At 50.5% G+C, this 19,541-nt stretch carries 18 protein-coding genes and 1 pseudogene; 8 read left to right on the top strand and 11 right to left on the bottom strand.

Going from position 1 to position 19,541, the window contains the following annotated elements; translation table 11 throughout:
* Nucleotides 1-12: 12 nt before the first annotated feature.
* Complete coding sequence (locus EKM89_RS01830) at nucleotides 13-972, bottom strand: helix-turn-helix transcriptional regulator (RefSeq protein WP_125685457.1); 960 nt, start codon at nucleotides 970-972, stop codon at nucleotides 13-15.
* An 82-nt stretch (nucleotides 973-1,054) separates the two neighbouring features.
* On the opposite strand from EKM89_RS01830, the gene EKM89_RS01825 reads away from it, so the two are divergent.
* Both EKM89_RS01825 and EKM89_RS01820 read left to right on the top strand, forming a co-directional pair.
* Nucleotides 1,055-1,525, top strand: coding sequence for a GyrI-like domain-containing protein (locus EKM89_RS01825; RefSeq protein ID WP_125685456.1), 471 nt, complete (start codon nucleotides 1,055-1,057; stop codon nucleotides 1,523-1,525).
* A gap of 267 nt (nucleotides 1,526-1,792) precedes the next feature.
* Nucleotides 1,793-2,419 carry a GyrI-like domain-containing protein gene (locus EKM89_RS01820; protein ID WP_125685455.1) on the top strand — a complete coding sequence of 209 codons (627 nt, stop codon included), beginning with the start codon at nucleotides 1,793-1,795 and terminating at the stop codon, nucleotides 2,417-2,419.
* A 198-nt stretch (nucleotides 2,420-2,617) separates the two neighbouring features.
* Here EKM89_RS01820 and EKM89_RS01815 read toward each other — a convergent pair whose 3' ends face one another.
* The 4 genes from EKM89_RS01815 to EKM89_RS01805 form a co-directional block, all read right to left on the bottom strand.
* Nucleotides 2,618-4,012: a DHA2 family efflux MFS transporter permease subunit gene (locus tag EKM89_RS01815; RefSeq protein ID WP_125685454.1), complete on the bottom strand. Its 1,395-nt coding sequence runs from the start codon at nucleotides 4,010-4,012 to the stop codon at nucleotides 2,618-2,620.
* A 235-nt stretch (nucleotides 4,013-4,247) separates the two neighbouring features.
* Nucleotides 4,248-4,901 (bottom strand): HAD family hydrolase, encoded by a 654-nt coding sequence (locus EKM89_RS01810; protein WP_125685453.1) that lies wholly within the window; start codon nucleotides 4,899-4,901, stop codon nucleotides 4,248-4,250.
* A gap of 427 nt (nucleotides 4,902-5,328) precedes the next feature.
* The gene (locus EKM89_RS13985; RefSeq protein ID WP_164510477.1) at nucleotides 5,329-5,511 is read right to left on the bottom strand and encodes a hypothetical protein; all 183 of its coding nucleotides are present in this window, start codon (nucleotides 5,509-5,511) and stop codon (nucleotides 5,329-5,331) included.
* A 288-nt stretch (nucleotides 5,512-5,799) separates the two neighbouring features.
* On the bottom strand, nucleotides 5,800-6,972 hold the full coding sequence (locus EKM89_RS01805; RefSeq protein ID WP_125685452.1) for an iron-containing alcohol dehydrogenase: 1,173 nt from the start codon (nucleotides 6,970-6,972) through the stop codon (nucleotides 5,800-5,802).
* 338 nt (nucleotides 6,973-7,310) lie between these two features.
* Here EKM89_RS01805 and EKM89_RS01800 point away from each other — a divergent pair, with 338 nt between their 5' ends.
* Complete coding sequence (locus EKM89_RS01800) at nucleotides 7,311-8,288, top strand: cation diffusion facilitator family transporter (protein WP_125685451.1); 978 nt, start codon at nucleotides 7,311-7,313, stop codon at nucleotides 8,286-8,288.
* A gap of 370 nt (nucleotides 8,289-8,658) precedes the next feature.
* Here EKM89_RS01800 and EKM89_RS01795 read toward each other — a convergent pair whose 3' ends face one another.
* The 4 genes from EKM89_RS01795 to EKM89_RS01780 all read right to left on the bottom strand — a co-directional run bounded on the left by EKM89_RS01795 (nucleotide 8,659) and on the right by EKM89_RS01780 (nucleotide 12,440).
* The gene (locus EKM89_RS01795) at nucleotides 8,659-9,111 is read right to left on the bottom strand and encodes an HIT family protein (protein ID WP_125685450.1); all 453 of its coding nucleotides are present in this window, start codon (nucleotides 9,109-9,111) and stop codon (nucleotides 8,659-8,661) included.
* Entirely contained in the window at nucleotides 9,108-10,196 is a 1,089-nt protein-coding gene (locus tag EKM89_RS01790) for a S66 family peptidase (RefSeq protein ID WP_125685449.1), read from the bottom strand. The genes EKM89_RS01795 and EKM89_RS01790 overlap by 4 nt, the downstream gene beginning before the upstream one ends.
* A gap of 280 nt (nucleotides 10,197-10,476) precedes the next feature.
* Nucleotides 10,477-11,481, bottom strand: a complete 1,005-nt coding sequence (locus EKM89_RS01785; protein WP_164510476.1) for a carboxylesterase family protein — start codon at nucleotides 11,479-11,481, stop codon at nucleotides 10,477-10,479.
* A 113-nt stretch (nucleotides 11,482-11,594) separates the two neighbouring features.
* A complete protein-coding gene (locus EKM89_RS01780) occupies nucleotides 11,595-12,440 on the bottom strand; it encodes a COG4705 family protein (RefSeq protein WP_125685447.1) in 846 nt (281 codons plus the stop codon).
* Between the two features lie 184 nt (nucleotides 12,441-12,624).
* On the opposite strand from EKM89_RS01780, the gene EKM89_RS01775 reads away from it, so the two are divergent.
* The 3 genes from EKM89_RS01775 to EKM89_RS01765 all read left to right on the top strand — a co-directional run bounded on the left by EKM89_RS01775 (nucleotide 12,625) and on the right by EKM89_RS01765 (nucleotide 14,556).
* On the top strand, nucleotides 12,625-12,999 hold the full coding sequence (locus EKM89_RS01775; protein ID WP_125685446.1) for a winged helix-turn-helix transcriptional regulator: 375 nt from the start codon (nucleotides 12,625-12,627) through the stop codon (nucleotides 12,997-12,999).
* 74 nt (nucleotides 13,000-13,073) lie between these two features.
* On the top strand, nucleotides 13,074-13,367 hold the full coding sequence (locus EKM89_RS01770; protein WP_125685445.1) for a hypothetical protein: 294 nt from the start codon (nucleotides 13,074-13,076) through the stop codon (nucleotides 13,365-13,367).
* 1 nt (nucleotide 13,368) lies between these two features.
* Nucleotides 13,369-14,556, top strand: a complete 1,188-nt coding sequence (locus EKM89_RS01765; protein WP_125685444.1) for an NADH-dependent flavin oxidoreductase — start codon at nucleotides 13,369-13,371, stop codon at nucleotides 14,554-14,556.
* 216 nt (nucleotides 14,557-14,772) lie between these two features.
* Here EKM89_RS01765 and EKM89_RS01760 read toward each other — a convergent pair whose 3' ends face one another.
* Together EKM89_RS01760 and EKM89_RS01755 are read right to left on the bottom strand one after the other, a co-directional pair.
* Nucleotides 14,773-16,047 carry an MFS transporter gene (locus EKM89_RS01760; protein ID WP_125685443.1) on the bottom strand — a complete coding sequence of 425 codons (1,275 nt, stop codon included), beginning with the start codon at nucleotides 16,045-16,047 and terminating at the stop codon, nucleotides 14,773-14,775.
* Between the two features lie 347 nt (nucleotides 16,048-16,394).
* The gene (locus EKM89_RS01755; RefSeq protein ID WP_125685442.1) at nucleotides 16,395-16,820 is read right to left on the bottom strand and encodes a MerR family transcriptional regulator; all 426 of its coding nucleotides are present in this window, start codon (nucleotides 16,818-16,820) and stop codon (nucleotides 16,395-16,397) included.
* A gap of 168 nt (nucleotides 16,821-16,988) precedes the next feature.
* On the opposite strand from EKM89_RS01755, the gene EKM89_RS01750 reads away from it, so the two are divergent.
* Both EKM89_RS01750 and EKM89_RS01745 read left to right on the top strand, forming a co-directional pair.
* Nucleotides 16,989-17,657: a hypothetical protein gene (locus EKM89_RS01750; RefSeq protein WP_125685441.1), complete on the top strand. Its 669-nt coding sequence runs from the start codon at nucleotides 16,989-16,991 to the stop codon at nucleotides 17,655-17,657.
* Nucleotides 17,658-18,461: 804 nt separating this feature from the next.
* A pseudogene (locus EKM89_RS01745) lies at nucleotides 18,462-19,539 on the top strand (NCS2 family permease).
* Nucleotides 19,540-19,541: the final 2 nt, after the last annotated feature.

The raw sequence follows: 19,541 nt of genomic DNA, 5'->3' as shown, positions 1-19,541 counted from the left end.
TCACATAAAACATTACGGCAACTGTTCAGCAATTTCCGTGACCTCTCGCCGCAATGCAGTCACCAGTTCAGTTGGGGCCGCCGTCAACCGCGCGGCGCTCCCCAAATAAAGCAGCCAATGACTAAAATCGGTGAGCTGTTGTGGCCGGTGAACGTCGAGATAGCAGTCGAACTTGGCTGTCTGCTGGAAGGGATCTAGAAATTGGAGTGGTATGGTCGGGTGTGGATGTTGGCGAAACTGCTGGATAGCCACAGCGGTCAATCGCACGCTGACGTTCGGTGCTGGGCGGGCCGCTTTGATGGCGGCGTTAATTGTCGCGGGGGCCAACGTTTTCTCCCGCTCGACCGGGGAGATTTGCTGAATGTCAGCGACTTTGATTTCGCAAAATTGCTGGTTGCTGAGGTCCCAGGCATCGATGCACCAGTTATCCTGGCGGTTGAAGACGTGGCGAACCCAGACCGTCTGGGTGCAAGTGGCAAGGGTAAGCTGCAGTTGGCGACTGGTCAGGCAGGTGTTCAGCAGCGTTTTAAGCATCGGCGGCGCGAAATCTGTAAGCTCGGTCAGTCGCGTGTTGGCGGGGTTGGTGTGGCTAAATACCAGCAACTCCTGCAGCGTCAACAGGTCGTCTTGCTGGGTCTGTGAGGCAATCGCCACCAGCTTTTCCGTGAGCGTATTTCGGTTCTGAAGGTAGGGGAGTTGGGTGTTGCGGGTTGCCAGAAAACTCACGAACAGGGCCTTCAGTTCTTCGCTGTTGAACTGAACGGCTGGCAGCAGCTGATTCTGAAGTACCGCGTAGCCACCGTCTCGGCCCACACTGGCGGTCAGTGGCATGCCTAACTCCTGAATGTTATTGAGGTCGCGGATGACCGTGCTCCGGGAGACCTGAAAGTGGGTCATGAGTTCGCGAATAGTAAAGTATTGACGATTATTGATATAGCGCATCATTGTGTTGATCCGAGCCGTTTTTGTCATCAATTTCCCCTCCAAACAGTGTCAGTTTTTGGAACTATTCATCTGTATACTGAGTCTATCATCTTAAGGAGGCCACAACAACATGGCAAATTACACGATTGAAACGAAACCAGCATTTACGGTATTGGGTTTGGGCACGGTGCTCACGGGAGATTTTCCTTCTATGGGACAGCAGAAGACGGCATTCTGGCAAAAAATCAACGCGGACCACGCACTAGACCAATTGACCGGAATCAACGACTATCCTTTCGCCGTCAATGAAGCCATCAATGGCGAATTTCACTACTATGCTGGACGGCAGGTCAGTGCTGATACGGCCGCGGCTGCTGATCAACGATTGATTGAATTTCCAGCCGGCAAGTACCTGGTCATCACGGGCGAGGCTGCCGACCAAATGGGCCTGTACAATGCCCTCGAAGGACCAGCGTTCGGTGAAATTTTACCGCAACTGACGGATTATGCGTACGTCGGTGGACCCAACACGTCATACATGACGGCACAAGACGAAAACGGCGTGCATGGTGAGATGCTCGTGCCGTTAGTTGAAAAGTAAATCACTAAGGGATGGACCATCGTTGCGCTTGAAGTGGCGGTGCTAGCTGAAGTTGACGTCTGAAGGTTGAGGACCAAAACGTTTACCTTATTCTTGTGACCGTAGGAATTGTTATTGCTAAAATTAGGTATACTAGCCGCACGCCGACTGCTAGGGAATCCGCTGGCTGTGGCCACCTTTCGGCATGTAGATTCGGAGATTAAAGCGGGGTTTCCTAGTAGGGTTTGGTATACTAACACGTAAATAGCGTTTCTAGGAGGTATTTCCATGAAACATGAATGGCGGAAAGCGGAAAAGAACTGGTACTTGCCGAAAGAACCGACGTTGCTGACTTTGCCAGCGTTGAATTTTATCACGTTAACTGGCGCGGGTGATCCCAATCAGCCGGACTTTGCGGAACATATTGGCGCGTTGTATCCAGTGGCCTACGACCTGCGAATGGCGTTGAAACGTGGCGAACTCGGCGATCCGTACGAATACACGGTTTATCCGTTGGAAGGTGTCTGGACGACTAGCGATGGGTCACGTGGCGCGCAATTAAATAAGGCGGCGCTGCGTTATAAAATCATGCTACGCCAACCGGACCGTTTAACGGAACAGGACTTTCAGGCCGCTGTGGCGCGAGTCATGGGCAAGAAGACCAATCCGTATTTTAACGATTTAAAATGGGAAAATTATGCTGAGGGCCAAGTCCTGCAGACCATTCATCACGGCCCCTTTGATGAGGAACCGGCCACGTTTACCCAGCTCCAGACGGTCCTAGAGGCGCAAAAGCTCAAGGTGATATCGACCATGGGCGACTATTGGCACCGCGAAATTTATCTGACCGACACGCGGCGAACGGCACCAGAAAAGGCTAAGACCGTGCTGCGGTACCGGGTCGCGCCAATTTAATCGGGAGCTAAGGGATTAAAGCTGGAGCGGTGCGGATATAACTTGAAGCCTCGAAAATGTCGAGTCTCCAAGCCTGGTTTTCTACTAAGCTAGCGGAAATAATCCGCGTCGTCACAGCGTCACGTGAACATCTTAACTTTATTTAGTTGGTTAACTAAAAAATTCTGGATAGAGATCTCCAGAATTTTTTTGTGCAATTTACTTTGCCTTAGCCGGTTGCCGAATCGTGAAGGTCACTATGAATACAACAATCATGACGGCAAGCGTTAGGCTGAGAGCTAGAACGGTCCCAAAGCGGGTCTGATTAATGGCATTAGCTGCCGGCTGGAACTTGGCGCCCAGGGCGAGGGAGGCTGCCATGATGGCCGTTCCCAAGGAGCCCGAGTACTGTTGAAGGGTGTTGAAGGCCGCATTTCCGTCCCCAATCTGTGGCCGGGGGAGTTGTTGTAGCCCAAAGGTCAAGAGATTGTTAAACATGAAGCTGAAGCCGAACTGAAATAAGACGAACAGGCCAATAATCAGGGGAACCGATAACCGGTTGGCGACGAGCATAAACAAAATGGCGGTTAACAGAAGACAACTGGCCCCAAGACGTAAGGGTAAGGTGACGCCCCGATGGTCCATCAGGCGTCCGGCGACTGGCGACAAGATGGCCGATGTTAGACTCCCAGCAAGCAACATTAACCCTGATACCATGGCGTTTTTGCCCAAGACGAGTTGTGTGAAGTTTGGTAGGAGAAAGGTCAGACCAATTTGTGTAAATTGAATTAAGAAGTAAAGGAAGAGGACCTTGCTAAAGGTGGTGTGGCGGAAAATCTTGAGTTGTAAGAGGGGCTGTTCACCTCGGTTGGCAAGCCAGATGAACCCAGCCAATGCCACACAGGCCAAAAGGAAGAGCCCGTAGAATCCGGGTGCCCCAAAGCCATCGTTTCCGGCGTTATTAAAGGCTAAGGTGGTCAGACCAAGGGCCGCTACGATTAGGATGAACTGCCCCCAAGGAAATGACCGGTGTTCGGTATCCCAGGTCTGCTGCAGGTGAGTCACGGCGACCAGCCAAGAAATAAGACCAATTGGCAGGGTGAGCCAGAAAATGAGGCGCCAGCTAAGGAGTTGCGTCATTAAGCCACCATAGGTTGGACCGAGGGAAGGTGCCAAGGCAATTAGCATGCCGGCAGTCCCGGTATAGCGACCTTGTTGGGCAAAGGGCACTTGATGCATGATCAGCGCAAAAACGAGTGGCATGGCGAACCCCGTCCCCACAGCTTGAATTACCCGGCCAAGTAGTAGAATCGGGAGCGAAGGGGCGAGTGCACAGAGCATACCGCCCACAACAAAGGCCGTTCCACCAACGCTAATAATGGCTTTGAGGCGAAAGCGACTTTGAATAAATGCCGTAATGACCATGGTCGCGGCGACCGCTAGTAAATAGGCCGTAGTGACCCACTGGACGGCGTTGAGCGACGTGTGAAACTGCGTCATTAGGGTGGGAAAAGTGACATTCATTGAGGTTTCAACCAGTACGCCACAAAAAGCGAGACCGGCGGAACCAAAAACTGAAAAACGAGTTGCTGAAGCATTTGGTGTTTCTGTCATGAAATAAAAAACCTCCGTTCGCGGGTCAAGTACGATTAACATCATACTTTTCCCGTTAGCGAAGGTGTCGTTAAGAGATATACAAGTATTATTAATTTAATGGTTGGTCGCTTTGCCCGCGTTCAATTGCATCTAGTATACCCCACAATCGAAGCGTTTTTCAAAGCTAAATTTAAAGACTGAAAGATCCAAAATAATTATTGTGACTGTTGGCGCGGCAGTCTTTAGGTAAAAGTTATAGCCATGCTAAAATTTTATCCAGCGTAGCCGCGGCATAGGTGGGAACTGCCGCCGTGGTTGGTGCCGCATTGTCGCGATTGATCCAGATGGATTTCCAGCCAAGTTGGTCAGCGGGGACGATGTCACTGGCGTAGCCTTGGGCAATGTGCCAGTGATTGTCGGTCGTGAAACCGTAGTGGTCGGCGACCGTGTTGAAGAAGTGCAGGTCGGGTTTGTAAGCGTGAACGTCTTCGGCTGTCCAGATATCAAAGGGAACTTGGAGAGCCGCAGCGTTGGCCGGAATGATGTCCCATGAAGAGTTGGACATCATGATCAAGTGATAGTCTCGCTGTTGTAAGGCCTGTAATGTCCGAATGACTTCTGGGAAGGGTTTGAGATTTCGATGGGCGGTTAACACATCCACGTAATAGCTTTCAAATTGGTGCTTGAGACCAAACTGATAGTCTAAGTGAATGAGGTTGTTACGGGTCAGTAAGTCGTAGTCAATGTAGGGATGCATATTATTGCGGTCGTCTTGATACGTCACGAAGCGGTCGCGTGCCAGCTGCGGATCAACACCGATTTTTCGGGCTAATTGAGCGATGGTATCATAGGTGCCGGCCTCTTGTAAGAGGGTGCCGTAGCAGTCAAAGGTTAAGTATTTTTGCATAAGTAAGGGCCTTTCTTTATTCGTTGTGGGTGATTTCTACGGAAAAATTGTGATATATACTGAAGGTTGAAAGCCAAAATGTTTGCGTTACGCTTGCAGCAGTAGGAATTATCACGGCTAAATTAGTGAAAACAACTGCACTCCGGCCGCCAGGGATTCCGCTTGCTGTGGGGGGAACGCTTCCAGCCAAAGGACGGGCTTCCAGCTCGCCTGAGAGCCGCCAAGATCAGGCATCTCCCAGGTCGTCCCACGATGTAAGTCGGAAAAGACGCCGACTAATATCGTCGACACGGCTAGCTACATCCCTGGCCGCCTCCGGCTTTGATTGTGCTCGTCAATTCTAATCACTGAATCCCAAGTGGTCGCTAAAGTTTAAGCATAATTCAATAGCGCTTCAAACGGCATGAGCCATGTTGCCTCAGACCAACTACGTCAGCCGAGAGGTCGGCAGATATGGGCTCAGGCGCGTGTTCGCACCGTTCCAGCCCATATCTGCCGGCCGGTAAGGCGATGGTTGGACAACGTTGCCTAATTTTAGACCCAGTATCGTTGTGACAACGGTCATAATGTGTGTTTCGGGACTTTCAACCTTCGATATATACATATACAAAGAGACCAGCTCCACAGATTAGTAGAGCCGGTCCCTTCTTTTAAACACGACCAATCGGGTAGCTGTGCAGTCAACTGCGATTGCTCGTGTTCATAGTTTAATTTAGCTAACGGCCAAGAGGGGGTAACCGGATGACCGTAGCGTTCGCATGAGGTTAGTCATGACCAGTCGAATCGATGAGGGTCGATTCGACTGGTGAAACGTGCTTTGCAAGGGGAGGGCCTGGGTGTAAATGTGCGACAAAGGTAGCACATGAATGCTCAGGCCCTAAGCGCCTTGCTACGCACTCTACTTTGCGTCGTAGGCTGCTTGGAAGATCTTAACGATATCTTCTTTAGTCCCCTTACGAGGGTTAGAGAAGGCGTTCCCATCCTTCAAAGCATTTTCAGCCATCAATTCAAAGTCTTCTGGCTTAGCGCCGATTTCCTTGATTGACTTCGGAATACCAACGTCTTCGGACATCTGCTTCATGGCCTTAATGGACAATTCGGCAGCGTCACGCGTGGATAAGCCATCGGTATTTTCGCCCATGATTTCTGCTAATTCAGCAAAGCGTTCCGGGCAAGCGATGATGTTGTATTCTTCAACGTAAGGCAAGAGCAAAGCACAGCAAACACCATGTGGGGCGTCGTATTGACCACCTAATTGGTGAGCCATGGCGTGAACGTAACCTAAGTTGGCGTTGTTGAAGGCCATCCCAGCTAACATTTCGGCTTCGACCATCTTGGTCCGAGCGTCAAGGTTGTGGCCGTTAGCAACGGCTTCACGTAAGGAAGTTTCAATCAACTTGATGGCTTCGATACATTGTGAGTCGGTGATTGGGTTATGGTCAACGGAAACGTAAGGCTCGATGGATTGGACGAAGGCATCCATCCCAGTAGCGGCAGTTAAGCCCTTAGGAACGTCCAACATCAAAGTAGGATCGTTGTAAGAAACCAACGGAATGTTCCGCCATGAAACAACGACGAACTTCAAGTGGGTTTCTTCGTTCGTAATAACGGCGTGACGAGTCAATTCTGACCCCGTCCCAGCAGTCGTGTTAACGGCAATCAGTGGTGGCAAAGCCTTGTCGAGTGTTTCAATCCCAGCTAACTTGGTGATATCGTCACCGTTCGTCAAGATAATGCCGGCACCTTTACCGGTATCATGAGCAGAGCCCCCACCAACAGTAATGATGGAGTCCGCGCCGGATTCTTCATAAAGTTTTTTAACTTCTTTAATATTGCGAATCTTAGGGTTAGGTTCAACGTTGTTGTAAACAACGTAATCGACACCGGAAGCGTCTAAAGATTTCAGAGTTTGTTCAACGGCACCGTCCTTGAGTCCTTCAAGGAACTTATCGGTGACAATGACGGGCTTTTTCATCCCTAACATCTTTGCACGTTCACCAATTTTGCTAATTACACCAGGGCCAAAAAAGTTGACACTGGGCATCAGAAAGTCATAACTACGTTCAGCCATTATACAAATGCCTTCTTTCAGAAGTTTTGAAAATCATTGGTATCAATTTCACAAAGCAATTATAACCGAAAGATTTACAGTTTGCAACCGGTTTCGATTAATTGTTTGTTAGTTGGGTGAGAAAACTAGGCAATAGTACCGACTTGACGGCATTTCAAGGGTGACAAAGAAAATTTCATTGCCGTTTTCAAAGGGTGAATTGGATTAATGAAAGTTAACACAAATTCTTCCGAGTGATGGGAGACTTAGTGATGAAATGGCCGAATTTGGTCGAGAAAATTTCTTGGGAGTGGGTATAATGAAGGGAGTAGAAAATATAGACGTTAGAGGGAAGCTAGATGAAAGAATTGAAAGAACATCGGCGAGAAGAACAGGCTGAGTGGCAGGCGACCCAGCAGCGAGAATTAGCTAAGTTGCAGGGAGCACAACGACACCTATACTTAAATGTCGGGGCCTACTTGGTAATTTCCATCATCGAATTTTATCTCGCTATTATTGGACATTCACAAACCTTACGTGCCGACGCCTTTAATAATTTATCAGGAATTATTTCGTCGGTGCTCCTATTGATCGGCATTTACATTGCCAGAGATATTCATGACGATGATCTCATGGGTCAACCGCTGCCAGAGGATTCGACGGAAAATGGTCAGCGACTGCAATTGACCCGCTTTCACTACGAGACAGTCTTCACCATGATTACGGGAATCGTAATGATTGCCATTGCCGCTAGCGTTATCTATAGTGGCATTCGTAGCCTGATGAATCCGGCTGATCAAGAAGTCCCACAGCCGATAACGTTGCTGGGAGCGGCAATCGCAACGGTTATTATGCTGGGGGTTTGGTGGCTGAACAAGCGCGGTGGCCGGCGATTACAAAATGCGGCGTTAACGGCGGCGGCTCAGGACAGTTTAAGTGATGCGGTGACAAGTTTGGGAACCATGATTGCCATTGGTGGTGCACTTGCCTTTCAAGTGACCTGGTTAGATGGTGTGGCCAGTATGTTGGTGGGGATCTTCATTCTGACATCTGGCATTCGTATTTTCCGAGAGAGCAGTTTGAACCTGGCCGATTATTTTGATCCCACAGTGGAAAAGCAGTTTGGTGCGGCCATTGCTGAGTTCCCAGCAGTCGAACAGGTCTTGGAACTCAAGGCCCATTACAACGGAAACGTGGTCACGTTGGATGTGATCATTGCGGTCGACCCCCACATGGAGGTGCAGGACAGTTACCGGTTAGGTGAAGAGATCGAAGCTGCTATGCGGCGGCAATTTGGGATCGTCGATACGGACGTGATGGCGGTGCCTGCGGGATAAGCTGTCAGCTGACGTTGAAAGTGGGTCAAGCGGTAGCTACCCGTTGACGTATACTTCAGCAACAGAGGTTTGTCCCACGTTTCAGCAACGTAAATTCGGAGATATCAAAAGAGTCTGGGGTGTTATCCCAGACTCCTTTGTGTTTATTAATAATTGTTGGTTATTATTCAAGAAGTTAAAATGTTCAAGATATTCTTGCAACAGTAGGAATTGTCACCGCAGTCCGGCTGCCAGGGATTCGGCTTGCTGTGGGGGAATGCCTCCAGCTCGCCTGGAAGCCGCCAAGATCATGCATCTCCCATATCTGCCGGCCGGTAAGGCGATAACTGCCAATGCTGCTTAATACGCGACAGCTTAGAACTTTCATCCCTTAGTTATTACTAATTAGCAGTTCAGTGATTCGGTTTCGCAACGCACCGTCTCGCTCGGCATCATAGCTATACTGATCGTCGAACCAGTGATCTGGCGAGTATAGCCAGACGGGCTTGACACGACGTTCCGTGGGCTCGGTGGCGTAACGGGGAAAGACGTGGGCGTGGAGAAACTGATCGGTATTACCTAAAATATCATAGTTGATACGTTCACAACCAGTTGCTTGTAGGACGGCATCGCCCAATACACGCATGCTTTGAAGAAAGGCAGTACTTTCGCCTACCGTTAAGTTGTTCAATGCGGCCACGTTTCGCTTGGGGAGTAGCACTGAGTAGCCAGGGAGAAACTGGGTGTCACCATAGACTGCGAAACCACCGGGTAAGGTTGCCATGATCATGGGGTTTGTGCCATCGATTGCCGCTTGAATGCGGTCATCTCGCCAAGAACTCATCGCGTGACCTCCCCAGCAAAGAAGGGTTCTGTGACCGTCAACGTTTTAGCGTCGCAGTCGAGTTTGGCACTTAAGCCATAGGGGAGTGCGGTCCGCGGGTAGGCGTGGCCAAAGTTAAAATTGGTCATGAGGGGTACGTCGAGGTCTCGCGTCACGTCCAGCAGGGCCTGGCAGTAGTCGTCATAGTAGACTTCGTTTTGGGGCTTCCCAGTGATGATGGCCTTGACGTTGCCTAGAATGCCAGCCTGCTTCAGGTTTTGGAGCATGGTCCGGTAGGCTGCTGGTGTTGGCTTTTCCTCGCTAGTTTCAAGGAAAAGGATCTTCCCACGCCACTCTGCGGGACTGGGAATGAGGCTGTATTTTCGGGCGATGAGGGGCTCGTTGGGATAGCGTGTGTCGGTCAACAGACTATTTAAACTGTCAATACAACCGCCAAGCAGTCGACCAGTCACTTGGCCGTGACCGCGTAGGACCTGATAGCCGTGGGTTTCGGGATGACTGATTCGCGGGGTGTCGAGGGCGGCTTTTGAGAAGTCCTCCCGTTCCTCGTACCAGATGGAGCTGCTGTTAATTGGCGTGGTTTCGGTATTTTCCAGATAATGTTCCAGGGTACGTTTGGTATAGGGCAGTAAGTCTGTGTCCAACTCAGCAAGATCGTTGATGACATTGGGGCCATAGTAGGTGGTGAGACCCAACCGGTAGAGCATCAGGTGGTCAACAGTCGTGTCGGAAAATCCGGTAAACAGCTTGGGATGGGCTTTAACGGCAGTCACAAACTCCGGGTCGTTAAAGAGGTAGGGCGCCAGACGATAGGTGTCGATGCCGCCAATGGCACAGAAAATGCCGGCAATATTGGTATCGATAAAGGCGGTCTTGAGGTCAGCTGCGCGGGCTTCAGGATGGGCGTCGAGGTAAGCTAAACCCTTCAAGGCATTTGGCATTGCGACCGGAATTAACCCCAATTCGCGAAGTCGTTGTTGGCCGCGATGATACTCATGTGCAGCGAATTCTTCGCCCATGACCCCACTAGATAGACTCACGAGGGCGACGTGATCGCCGTGATGCAATTGATTTGGTTTTGCCATAAAAATCCCTCCCAGCAGATAAATTATTTTTATTCTACGCCTTTTTAGTCAAAGCGGAGGGTTCAAAACAGGAAAGTGCTAGACTTTTTGGCGGACTATCAGTTGATGATGGCTAAGGTTGGCCAATTCAGGATGGTCTTACCTGGTGCCATTCGTTTTGACAAGCAAAAGGGCCGCGACAAATGTCACGACCCTTTGTCATTCGGCGAATATAGGCCGAAATGAGGCGGATGCAGCTGGCTAACAAAACGGCCCACTTGACTAAGTTCATGTTTACGGTCTACTTACTTTGATTAAATAACCAGTCTCGAACGGCTGGAACCGTGTAGCCGTGGTCAAAGGAGGCCATATGTTCCATCGTTTGACTGGAACCAGTCAGAACAGACCCCTTTGTCCAGGTCACAAAGTTGCGGTCCTTATTTTGTGAAATGGATTTGTTTGCTGCTGTATTGAGCTTCTTGGTACTCCAGGTGGCATTCCAAGTGGCGTTGGTGTAGCTAATACTGTTCTTCTTGAAACTAGTGATTAGGCTCGTTTGACCGGAAGTCGCTTGGGAATCACCACCCGCGACGATATAGAAGAATTTTTGTTTACGCAGGGCCTTTAATTGACTCACATCCCATTGGCCGGATACATAGAGACTGGCCGCAAATAGATTGGGGTGCGTGGCATTCAAGTAGAGCATGGTCATACACCCCATGGATTGACCAGTGGCGTAGAGTCGTTTGTTATCAATGCTGTATTTCTTCTGCAACGATGCCAAGAGATCGAGATACGTGTTGACTTGGGATTTGACTACGCTGGAGCCGGATTGGCCCATCCCACCAGCAACGGTGGATTTTTTGAAGGCGGGGACTAAAACAAAGCTGGCGTGTTTTTTCTGTTCGGCCTTAGTTGCCCAGATCACGCCACCATATCCCTGCGTGAGGGCCGACTTGGTGCTCTTACCCACGATGCTATCGTCGTGAATGAAGGTGATCAGGGGATAGGACTTATTTTTATTGTAATTGTCGGGAACGTAGAGGTTGTAGGCTAGCTTGACGCCAGTTTTGGGATCCGTGTAGGTCAGTTGAATATATTTAGATTCGACCTGTTTTAAGACGGACTTGAGCGACGGGGTGGTTGCGGCATCATTGGTGTCAGACTTGGTGCTAGTACTGGATGCTGAACTACTGGTGGCCGACGAGCTTGTCGCGTTCTTCGTGCTACTTTTTCCGCAAGCCACTAGCGTTCCAGTTAGAACAATGGCCGCCAATAAGAGCCCGAATCTTCTGAAATGGTGCATGATCATAGCCTCCTAAAATAGGGTAAATGATTTATAAGTAATTAAAGTCAATGTAGCACACTTTTCTTAAAGAAAAAAGAAAGCACCCTCAAGGATACCTTCTCTTAGGAAAACTACGCAGCATGACGGGTCTCTTTCGTCTGTGTCGTGAGGCGCTGTTCGTGTTGATGCTGGCGGACGATAACGGTGAGAACACCGGCAAAGGCGACTAACCAGATCAAAGACATGCCCAAATTACCTAAAACACCACCGGCAAAATCGTAACCAAAGTAGTCGGCGAAGCTAGCACCGATGGGTCGGGTTAAAATGTAGGCGAGCCAGAAAGATATAATCTCCATAAAGCCGTTCATTTCAGGCTTACCCCAGTGACGATAGGCTAACAGTCCGAGGAAGACGGCACCGAGAATCAGACCGGTATTCAAGAATCCCCAACCCATCCCGGTGGGGTCAACGTTGTAACCGCCCGTACGCGCGGTTGCCAGCCAATCCCCAGCGGCGGTCCCGAGCATAAACGAGAAAGCGACGGTCAACCAGTAGAAGCTTTCGTTGGTCGACGTGGTAATATGATGAATTGATAAATCATGATTTTTCAGGTACCAGGCACCGAAGCTGATTAGGAGAAGACCGGCAAATATCAAAGTCGTTTCTAAGTAGTGCAGACCAGTGATCGATTTCAGTGTATCCGCTGAGAAGGTTCCAAAAACGGCTAACAGGGCAATCGATAGCCAATAGTAAACGGGACGATAACGATCAGAGCGTAGTTGGCAGGTGAGAAAAACGGCAAATAGTCCGAGGGACCAGGCAACTGTGAAGGCTTCACCTAATCCGGAATTTTGTTGACCGAAGAGTTGACTGGAGTAATCTGATAGGGATTCACCTAGGCCGGTAGAAATCATTTTGGCTAACCAGAATAGGCCGGTGATGAGGGGAACTTTACTGAGGGAAAATTGTTTTGGCATGGAACAGGGCCTCCTTAATTGAATAGCGCTAGTTTACGCGGTCATCAAGGGAGAAAACAGTGCGTTTTGTTAAGGGTTTTCTGTCAATTTATTAGAATTAAAATTTGATAGGCACCAAAAAGTACCTACTCCCCAAAACGGCTACTAAGCGTTACAATGGTAAAAAAGTTTGGGAGGTCATCACGTGAAACAGTCTTACAACAATGGGGTCGAGGCAACGTTAGGGGTCATTAGTGGCAAATGGAAGCCGCAACTTTTGTGCCATCTAGGAAATCGGCCACAACGCACGTGTGACCTGCGGCAAAAATTACCGACCATCTCACAGAAAGTCCTGACGCAACAGCTTCGTGAGCTAGAGCGGGATGGCATCATTAATCGGCGGATTTCTGGGGAGCGAGCGCCCTTTAAAGTGACCTATGAATTGACCGAACTGGGTCGTTCACTGGGGAGAATCTTAGTCCAGATGTCCATCTGGGGGGAGCAGCGAGCAAGTCAGGTGCCAGACATGGAGATTACCCATGACCATGGCGGCTTCAGTCATATTTTAACGACCAATTAGAGGGGCACCTTTAAGTGCCTTCTTTTTTTTGTTGTCGTTTGCAGTTATGCTAGGTCTCGTTAAGGAGGTGGCTGATGACATCCACAATCCGTGGCTTGGCCACGACACAGGCACTGGTGACGCACCCGGTGCAATGGCAACTCTTACTCTTACTGGCAAATGGACCGCGGACCGGCGCCGGCTTGTGGCGAGAGTTATCTTGGCATCAACGTTGCCGCTGTGGTGACGGCTTGTGGCGGTTATGCCACCACCAGCTGATTATGTTTCACGTGAAACACGGGACATGGCAACTTTCACCCCTCGGTGAGACACTCCGGCCCGTGTTGACGGCAATTCAAACCTGTACACAACAGAAAGGTGACCAATAAAATGACCTATAAATTTCTAGATTCCTTTAAATTCGACAACGGCGTGACCCTGAAGAACCGGATGGTAATGTCGCCAACGACGACCATGTCAAGCTTCTACAATGGCCGTGTGACCAATGACGAAATCGACTTCTACGGCGCCCGTGCCGGTGGCGTGGGGATGATCATTGGCGAAGTTGCTAACGTTATCGACAGTGGTAAGGGGTTCGAGGGTGAACTGTCTATCGCTGACGACGGCGACATTCCTGGACTAGCACGGTTGGCGAACACCATGAAACAAAATGGGACCAAGGCCGTGCTCCAGATTTTCCATGCCGGTCGGAAGTCTAACGATAGTATCCTTCGGGGTCAGCAACCCGTTAGTGCAAGCGCAGTTAAGGCCGCTTTCCCCGCCGATTCACAAGAACCACGCGCACTAACGGCAGACGAGATCGATGAGATCATTGTGGCGTTTGGCGACGCAACCCGCCGGGCCATCGCGGCCGGATTCGATGGGGTCGAACTCCACGGGGCCAACACATACTTGCTGCAACAGTTCTTCTCCCCCAACTCTAATCAGCGGACCGATAAGTGGGGCGGCGACCGCGAGGCACGGATGGGTTTTGCTAAGGCCGTCATCGCGAGCGTCCACAAGGCCATTGTGGCGAACGCGGACCGACCATTCTTACTGGGTTACCGCGTTTCACCAGAAGAGATTGAAACACCCGGGATTCGTTTAGCTGATACGTTAGCCTTCGTTGACATGTTGGCCGATTCTGACGTGGATTACGTCCATACATCGATGGGGTCCGCACACCGGACGTCGTTGAACGACAAGACCGATCACGAACCAATCATGGCGAAATTGGTTAAGCAATTAGCCGGTCGTAAGCCGTTGATCGGTGTCGGTTCCGTTGAGAAGCCGGCCGATGCCGAAGCCGTCTTGGCCTTGGGTGCCGATTTGGTTGCGATGGGCCGCGAAATGATTCGGGAACCCCAATGGGTCGAAAAGGTCGTTGATGGGGATGAAGCCAGCATTCGCTACCGACTCTCCCCATCCGAAATGGACGAGTTGAAGATTCCCCGGGCCATGCAGGATTACTTGAAGGGTGCATTCTACTCTGTTATGCACTTTACGACGGACCCCAATGTAGCCGTGGATTACCAGAATGAGGCTGCACCGATGGAGGGCTTTGAGAAGAAAATGTAGTTTTTAGCCAGCTGAAAGCTGAAACTGGCGGGCACAATCAGAGTCGAAGGAGATCAGAGATTCCGCTGGTTGTGAGAAACACTTCCGACTGGTGCAATCTTTAGATCTATCAAAAAATGCTAGTACATCTGAATTTCAGACTGTACTAGCATTTTTAGGTATGTTGACGCGGTTGAAAGCCAAAATCAGGCGTCTCCCAGTCCCAACCTGGTGAGGTTATTCTGCATTTTCAACGTCTGGTGTTTCATCCAGCAACCGTGCTTGCAGCTGCTGGTCGTACTCGCGGGCACTCGGCATCAGCCACATGGCAAGCCCACATAGGAGTGAGCCAACACCGCCAATGATGAATAATTTTTCCACGCCGATGGCATCTGCGAGGGGCCCGGCGAAAATCAAACCGACGGGTCCCGCTACACTGGTCAATGAATTTAGGACGCCCAGGACGCGGCCCAGTTGGTCGGGCGGGAAACTCTGCTGGATCATCGCCATCAAGAGGGTGCTATAGAAGGGAGTCACGGCGCCAGCCAGCACGTTGAGAATGATAAACCAGATAAATCCGGTCTGATTTCCCGGGAGAAAGCCGCTGCCGCCAAAGGTCACCCCCATCGCCAGTGTTGCCCAGAAGATGGGTTTCATCCGGTCACGCCATTTACCAAAGAGGCCGATAATGGCGCCACCCCCGAGCATGCCGACAGAGTAGATGACCTCGATCAGACCGGCTTGGCCCACGGTACCGTGGAAGTAACCCATGGTCATCAAGGGGTAGAGGCTGGCGGCCGGCATGAACATCAGCGTGAAGGTTGCGCCAATCATGGTAATGGCCCAGAGACCACGTGTATTACGGAGCTTATTTAGCCCAAATTTGGCATCGGCTAGCACGTGGACCTTTTCGTCAATCACCGGATGTTCTGGAATCGTCACGAACGTCAATAGGCTAATGCCAATAATGGCGCCCAGGACGTCAACTAAAATCAGGTAGTTCATGGGGACGATGGCAAAGAGAAAAGCGCCCAGTGCCGGCGAAATGATCATGTTGGCAGACTGAACCATGCCCAGCTGGCCGTTGATCTGCGTCAACTGATCGGTCGGTACCATGGTCGGTAAAATCGACTGAATCGTTGGCATTTGGAAGGTCTGCGCGATGGAGCGTACAAGGAGCGAGATGAAAATCAGCCAGAGCGGGAAGGTTGCTTGCAGTGTACCGACGACGGAAAGAATAATGGCAAAGATGGCGGCAATCACGTCGGGAACAATCAGGAGGCCCTTCTTGTTCCAACGGTCGACGAAGGGGCCGACAAAGGGACTCAGTAGCACCATTGGCAGCATGCCCAGCAACGTTGCCAGACTCAGAACGGTGGCCGAACCAGTCTGCTTGGTCAAGTACCAAATAATGGCATATTGCACGACCATACTGGTAATGCCGGATAAAAATTGACTGGTCAAAAAGAGATAAATATTACGCCGCCAGTGCGGCACGCGTGAAGTTTCCAAGGGTCAGTCCCCCTTTGTAAAGTGCGTTAATTCAATGATAGCCGGTAGTCAGTCAACACTGAACAGCCAGCGTGTATAAATACTTCACAGGCTGTTAATATTAGCATATTAGTAAAGGGGGGACAAGAAAAAGTGCTTGTGAATTTGGTGGGTGTGGTGCCGGGGATGGAAACGGATACAGAATGTGTCTATTGTCGCCGTTTGGGTGCTAGCAAATCGGGACCACAAGACAGTAAAAAACGGCCGAGCAGGTAGCACGCGACCGTGGTGTCAAGTTATTAAATTTATGATGAGATGCAGACAACGACAGACCAATTTGGCAACCATTACTGTAGCCATAGGTGAAATTAAGCCGTTTGGTCGGTGGTTGGTTTGTCACGGAGATTGGTGGGGACAAACATGTCCGGCTTGTTGTTTTCAATAATATCTGCGTAATGGTCGACCTTAAAATTGATGGTCGACAGGTGTTTGTTGAGCGCCGTGATTTCACTCAGCGTCCGTTCCTGCTGCGTTTTCATCATCTCATAGCGTTCAGGAACGGTGCACTCCCCCTCCTGAACCAGGTCTAAGTAGTGGTGGATGCGTTCAACGGGCATCCCGGTCGCCCGCAAGCAGACGATAATGTTCAGCCACTCTAAGTCGTTGTCGTCAAAAACGCGGTTGTTGTTTTCGTCGCGTTTTACGAATGGCAACATGCCATGGTCGTGGTAGTAGCGAATGGTGTAGGTGGAAATGCCCATTTTTTGAGCGACTTCGTGAATGGTATAGGACATCTGAATCTCCTCCTTGGGGGTTAGCGTTCGACTAACTCTAATGTAATGTTTTTATGATACGTGATTCTTCCAGTCGATGCAAGAATTTTCACTCAAAATGAAGCAAAAGGGTTGCCTTCAAGTAGGTCGAAGGGGGTACACTCAAGATACTTGAGGGGGTGAGCCAACGTGAAACAGTTTAACGTGCAACGAACTGGGGCAGATTTTGTCCCATTACTGCCGTGGTCGACCGACCCGCGCGCCAGTGTTAACGCGTTGGCCGCTGGGGGAGTCGACCTATTACTTTTAGATGAAGAAAATGACTTGATGAAAATTGTTCCACAACGGACGCTGGAGGACCTGATGCCGCAGGTGGAAAAATCTGTGTACGGGCGATTGTTTGACCAAGTGGCAACCCTGATTCCCCAGGCTTCACAGGAGTTGCTGGCCGACTGGTACTTGGCAATCGACCTCGCTCAGGCCAGTCATATCAGTGTCGTGACAACGGCCGCCAACCTGGTTGCATTGGCCGTGTTACGACTCAAAGGGGTCCCGGTGACGACCGATAAAGTACAAGGCGTTGCTAGTCAGACGCAATGTTGGCTGATGCAGGCACAGATGACGGAACACCAACTCTTCTTGCCGAGTGGGAAGGAATTGCTGCACCGTTTGTTCACGCACCTTTTGGACCAACATACCGCGTGGGATACCTACACGCCAGATTACTGTAGCCCACACGCCGGTCGTTTGGCACAGGATGTGTATGCGTTGACCTGTGGAAAGCTGTTGGCGCTACAGTTGCCAGCAGCATGGTCGTTGGTGCGGGTCGCGGCGTTGGAGAATCATCTGCTTCGGTAATGACTGAGGTTGAAAGTTCCAAAACACTCATTATGACTGTCGTCACAGCAATACTGGGTCCAGAATTAGGCAACGTTATCCAACCATCGCCTTACCGGCCGGCAGATATGGGCTGGAACGGTGCGAACACAACTTGAAGCCTCGAAAGAACCGAGTCTTCAAGCTTGGTTTTCTACTAAGCCAGCAGGGAACCCACCTGCCGACTAAGTAGAACGACGCGCCTGAGCCCATATCTGCCGACCTCTCGGCTGACGTAGTTGGTCTGCGGCAACATGGATCATGCTGTCAGAAACGCTATTGCGTTATGCTTAAACCTTAGCAACGCCATGGGATTCAGTGCCTAGGATTGTCGAGCACAATCAGAGCCGGAGGAGGCCAGGGATGCAGCTAGCCGTGTCGACGATGTTAGTCGGGGTTTTTCCGGCTTACATCGTGGGACGACCTGGGAGACGCCTGATCTTGGTGGCTTTCAGGCGAGCTGGAAGCCCGTCCTTTGGCTGGAAGCGTTCCCCACAGCAAGCGGAATCCCTGGCATCCGGAGTGCGGCCATTTTAATTTTTGACCTTTAGTTAATAGTGTCAAACACGAACCATTGTGTGACCGGGTAAGTCGTGGTCACACTTTTTGTTTGGTCAAATAATAACCGAATCTAACAAAGGAATTAATACTAAATGTTCGTTAAAATCCAAAAATAGATGGACTTAAAGACTTAATTCTCGTATGATGAAATAGAAATACGAATTATAAATTATAGAATCGCCAGTAAAGTTAAGCATCTAACTACGATACAGGGAGGAACTTACTATGCATTGGTTGGCCGACTTGCTAGCTGCCATTGGGGTCGTCTTAAATGGGATTCCACAAGGGATTATGGCGATGGCGCTAGGGTTTGCTATTTTTCCAACGATGTTTTCGTTCATTTTTGCTTCAGCAGTTAACGGGGTCTTCGGGGCAGTCGCGCCACTTTCATTTCAGGCGGAATCACTAGCGCTAACGGGAAATCTGGGGCGCAACTTACGGGAACGGACCTCGATTATTTTAGGCGGCTCCATCATCATGCTGCTGATTGGGGTTACCGGCACGTTGACGAAGATTGTTGATATCCTTGGCAACAATATTATGGCCGGAATGATGGCCGGGGTCGGCATCATGCTGGCCAAGATTGCATTGGGGATGGCGAAGCAGGAGCAGTTGACCGGCTGGATGTCGGTGGCTCTCGCAGCTGTTACCTATTTAGTGACGAAGGACCTGGTGTGGACCATCGTGGTCTCCGTGGTCGGGTCCAGTCTAGCGGCCGTCTTTATTGAACATTACCGCGCAGAACTCCCGGAACACGTGACGGCGCGACGGTTTGTTTTTACCAAACCGATGCTCAGCGTTCGGGTGGTGCGGGGGGGCGTTGAGTCTGGCCTGCTTGAATATTGGCGCCAACATTTCTTACGGACTGATCACCGGGCAAATGACGGGCATCAAGCCGAACCCCGTCAACTTGAATCTGCTGACCATCACGCAATCCATTGCCGACATGGGCACAAGTCTTTTGGGTGGGGCACCGGTGGAAGCCATTATTTCCGCAACGGCCAGCGCGCCTGAACCTGTCGTGGCCGGCATCATGATGATGCTGATCATGGCTGCTATCTTAGCAATCGGTTGGCTACCAAAGTTGGGGAAATATGTCCCCAGCGCATCGATTGCGGGTTTCCTGTTTATCCTGGGAACGGTCGTGATTTTTCCAGAAAATGCTGCGACGGCTATGCAGGGTTCCGGCGCGACTGTGGCCGCAATCACGCTAGTGGTGACGGCGGTGGCCGATCCTTTTGCCGGGTTGATGACGGGAGCTGTGCTAAAATTTGGACTGCCACTTTTGGGACTGGGGGTTTAAAC

Origin of the sequence: Levilactobacillus fujinensis (assembly GCF_003946335.1) — a bacterium.
Taxonomy (GTDB): Bacteria; Bacillota; Bacilli; order Lactobacillales; family Lactobacillaceae; genus Levilactobacillus; species Levilactobacillus fujinensis.
This window is presented reverse-complemented; position numbering and strand designations above follow the sequence as displayed.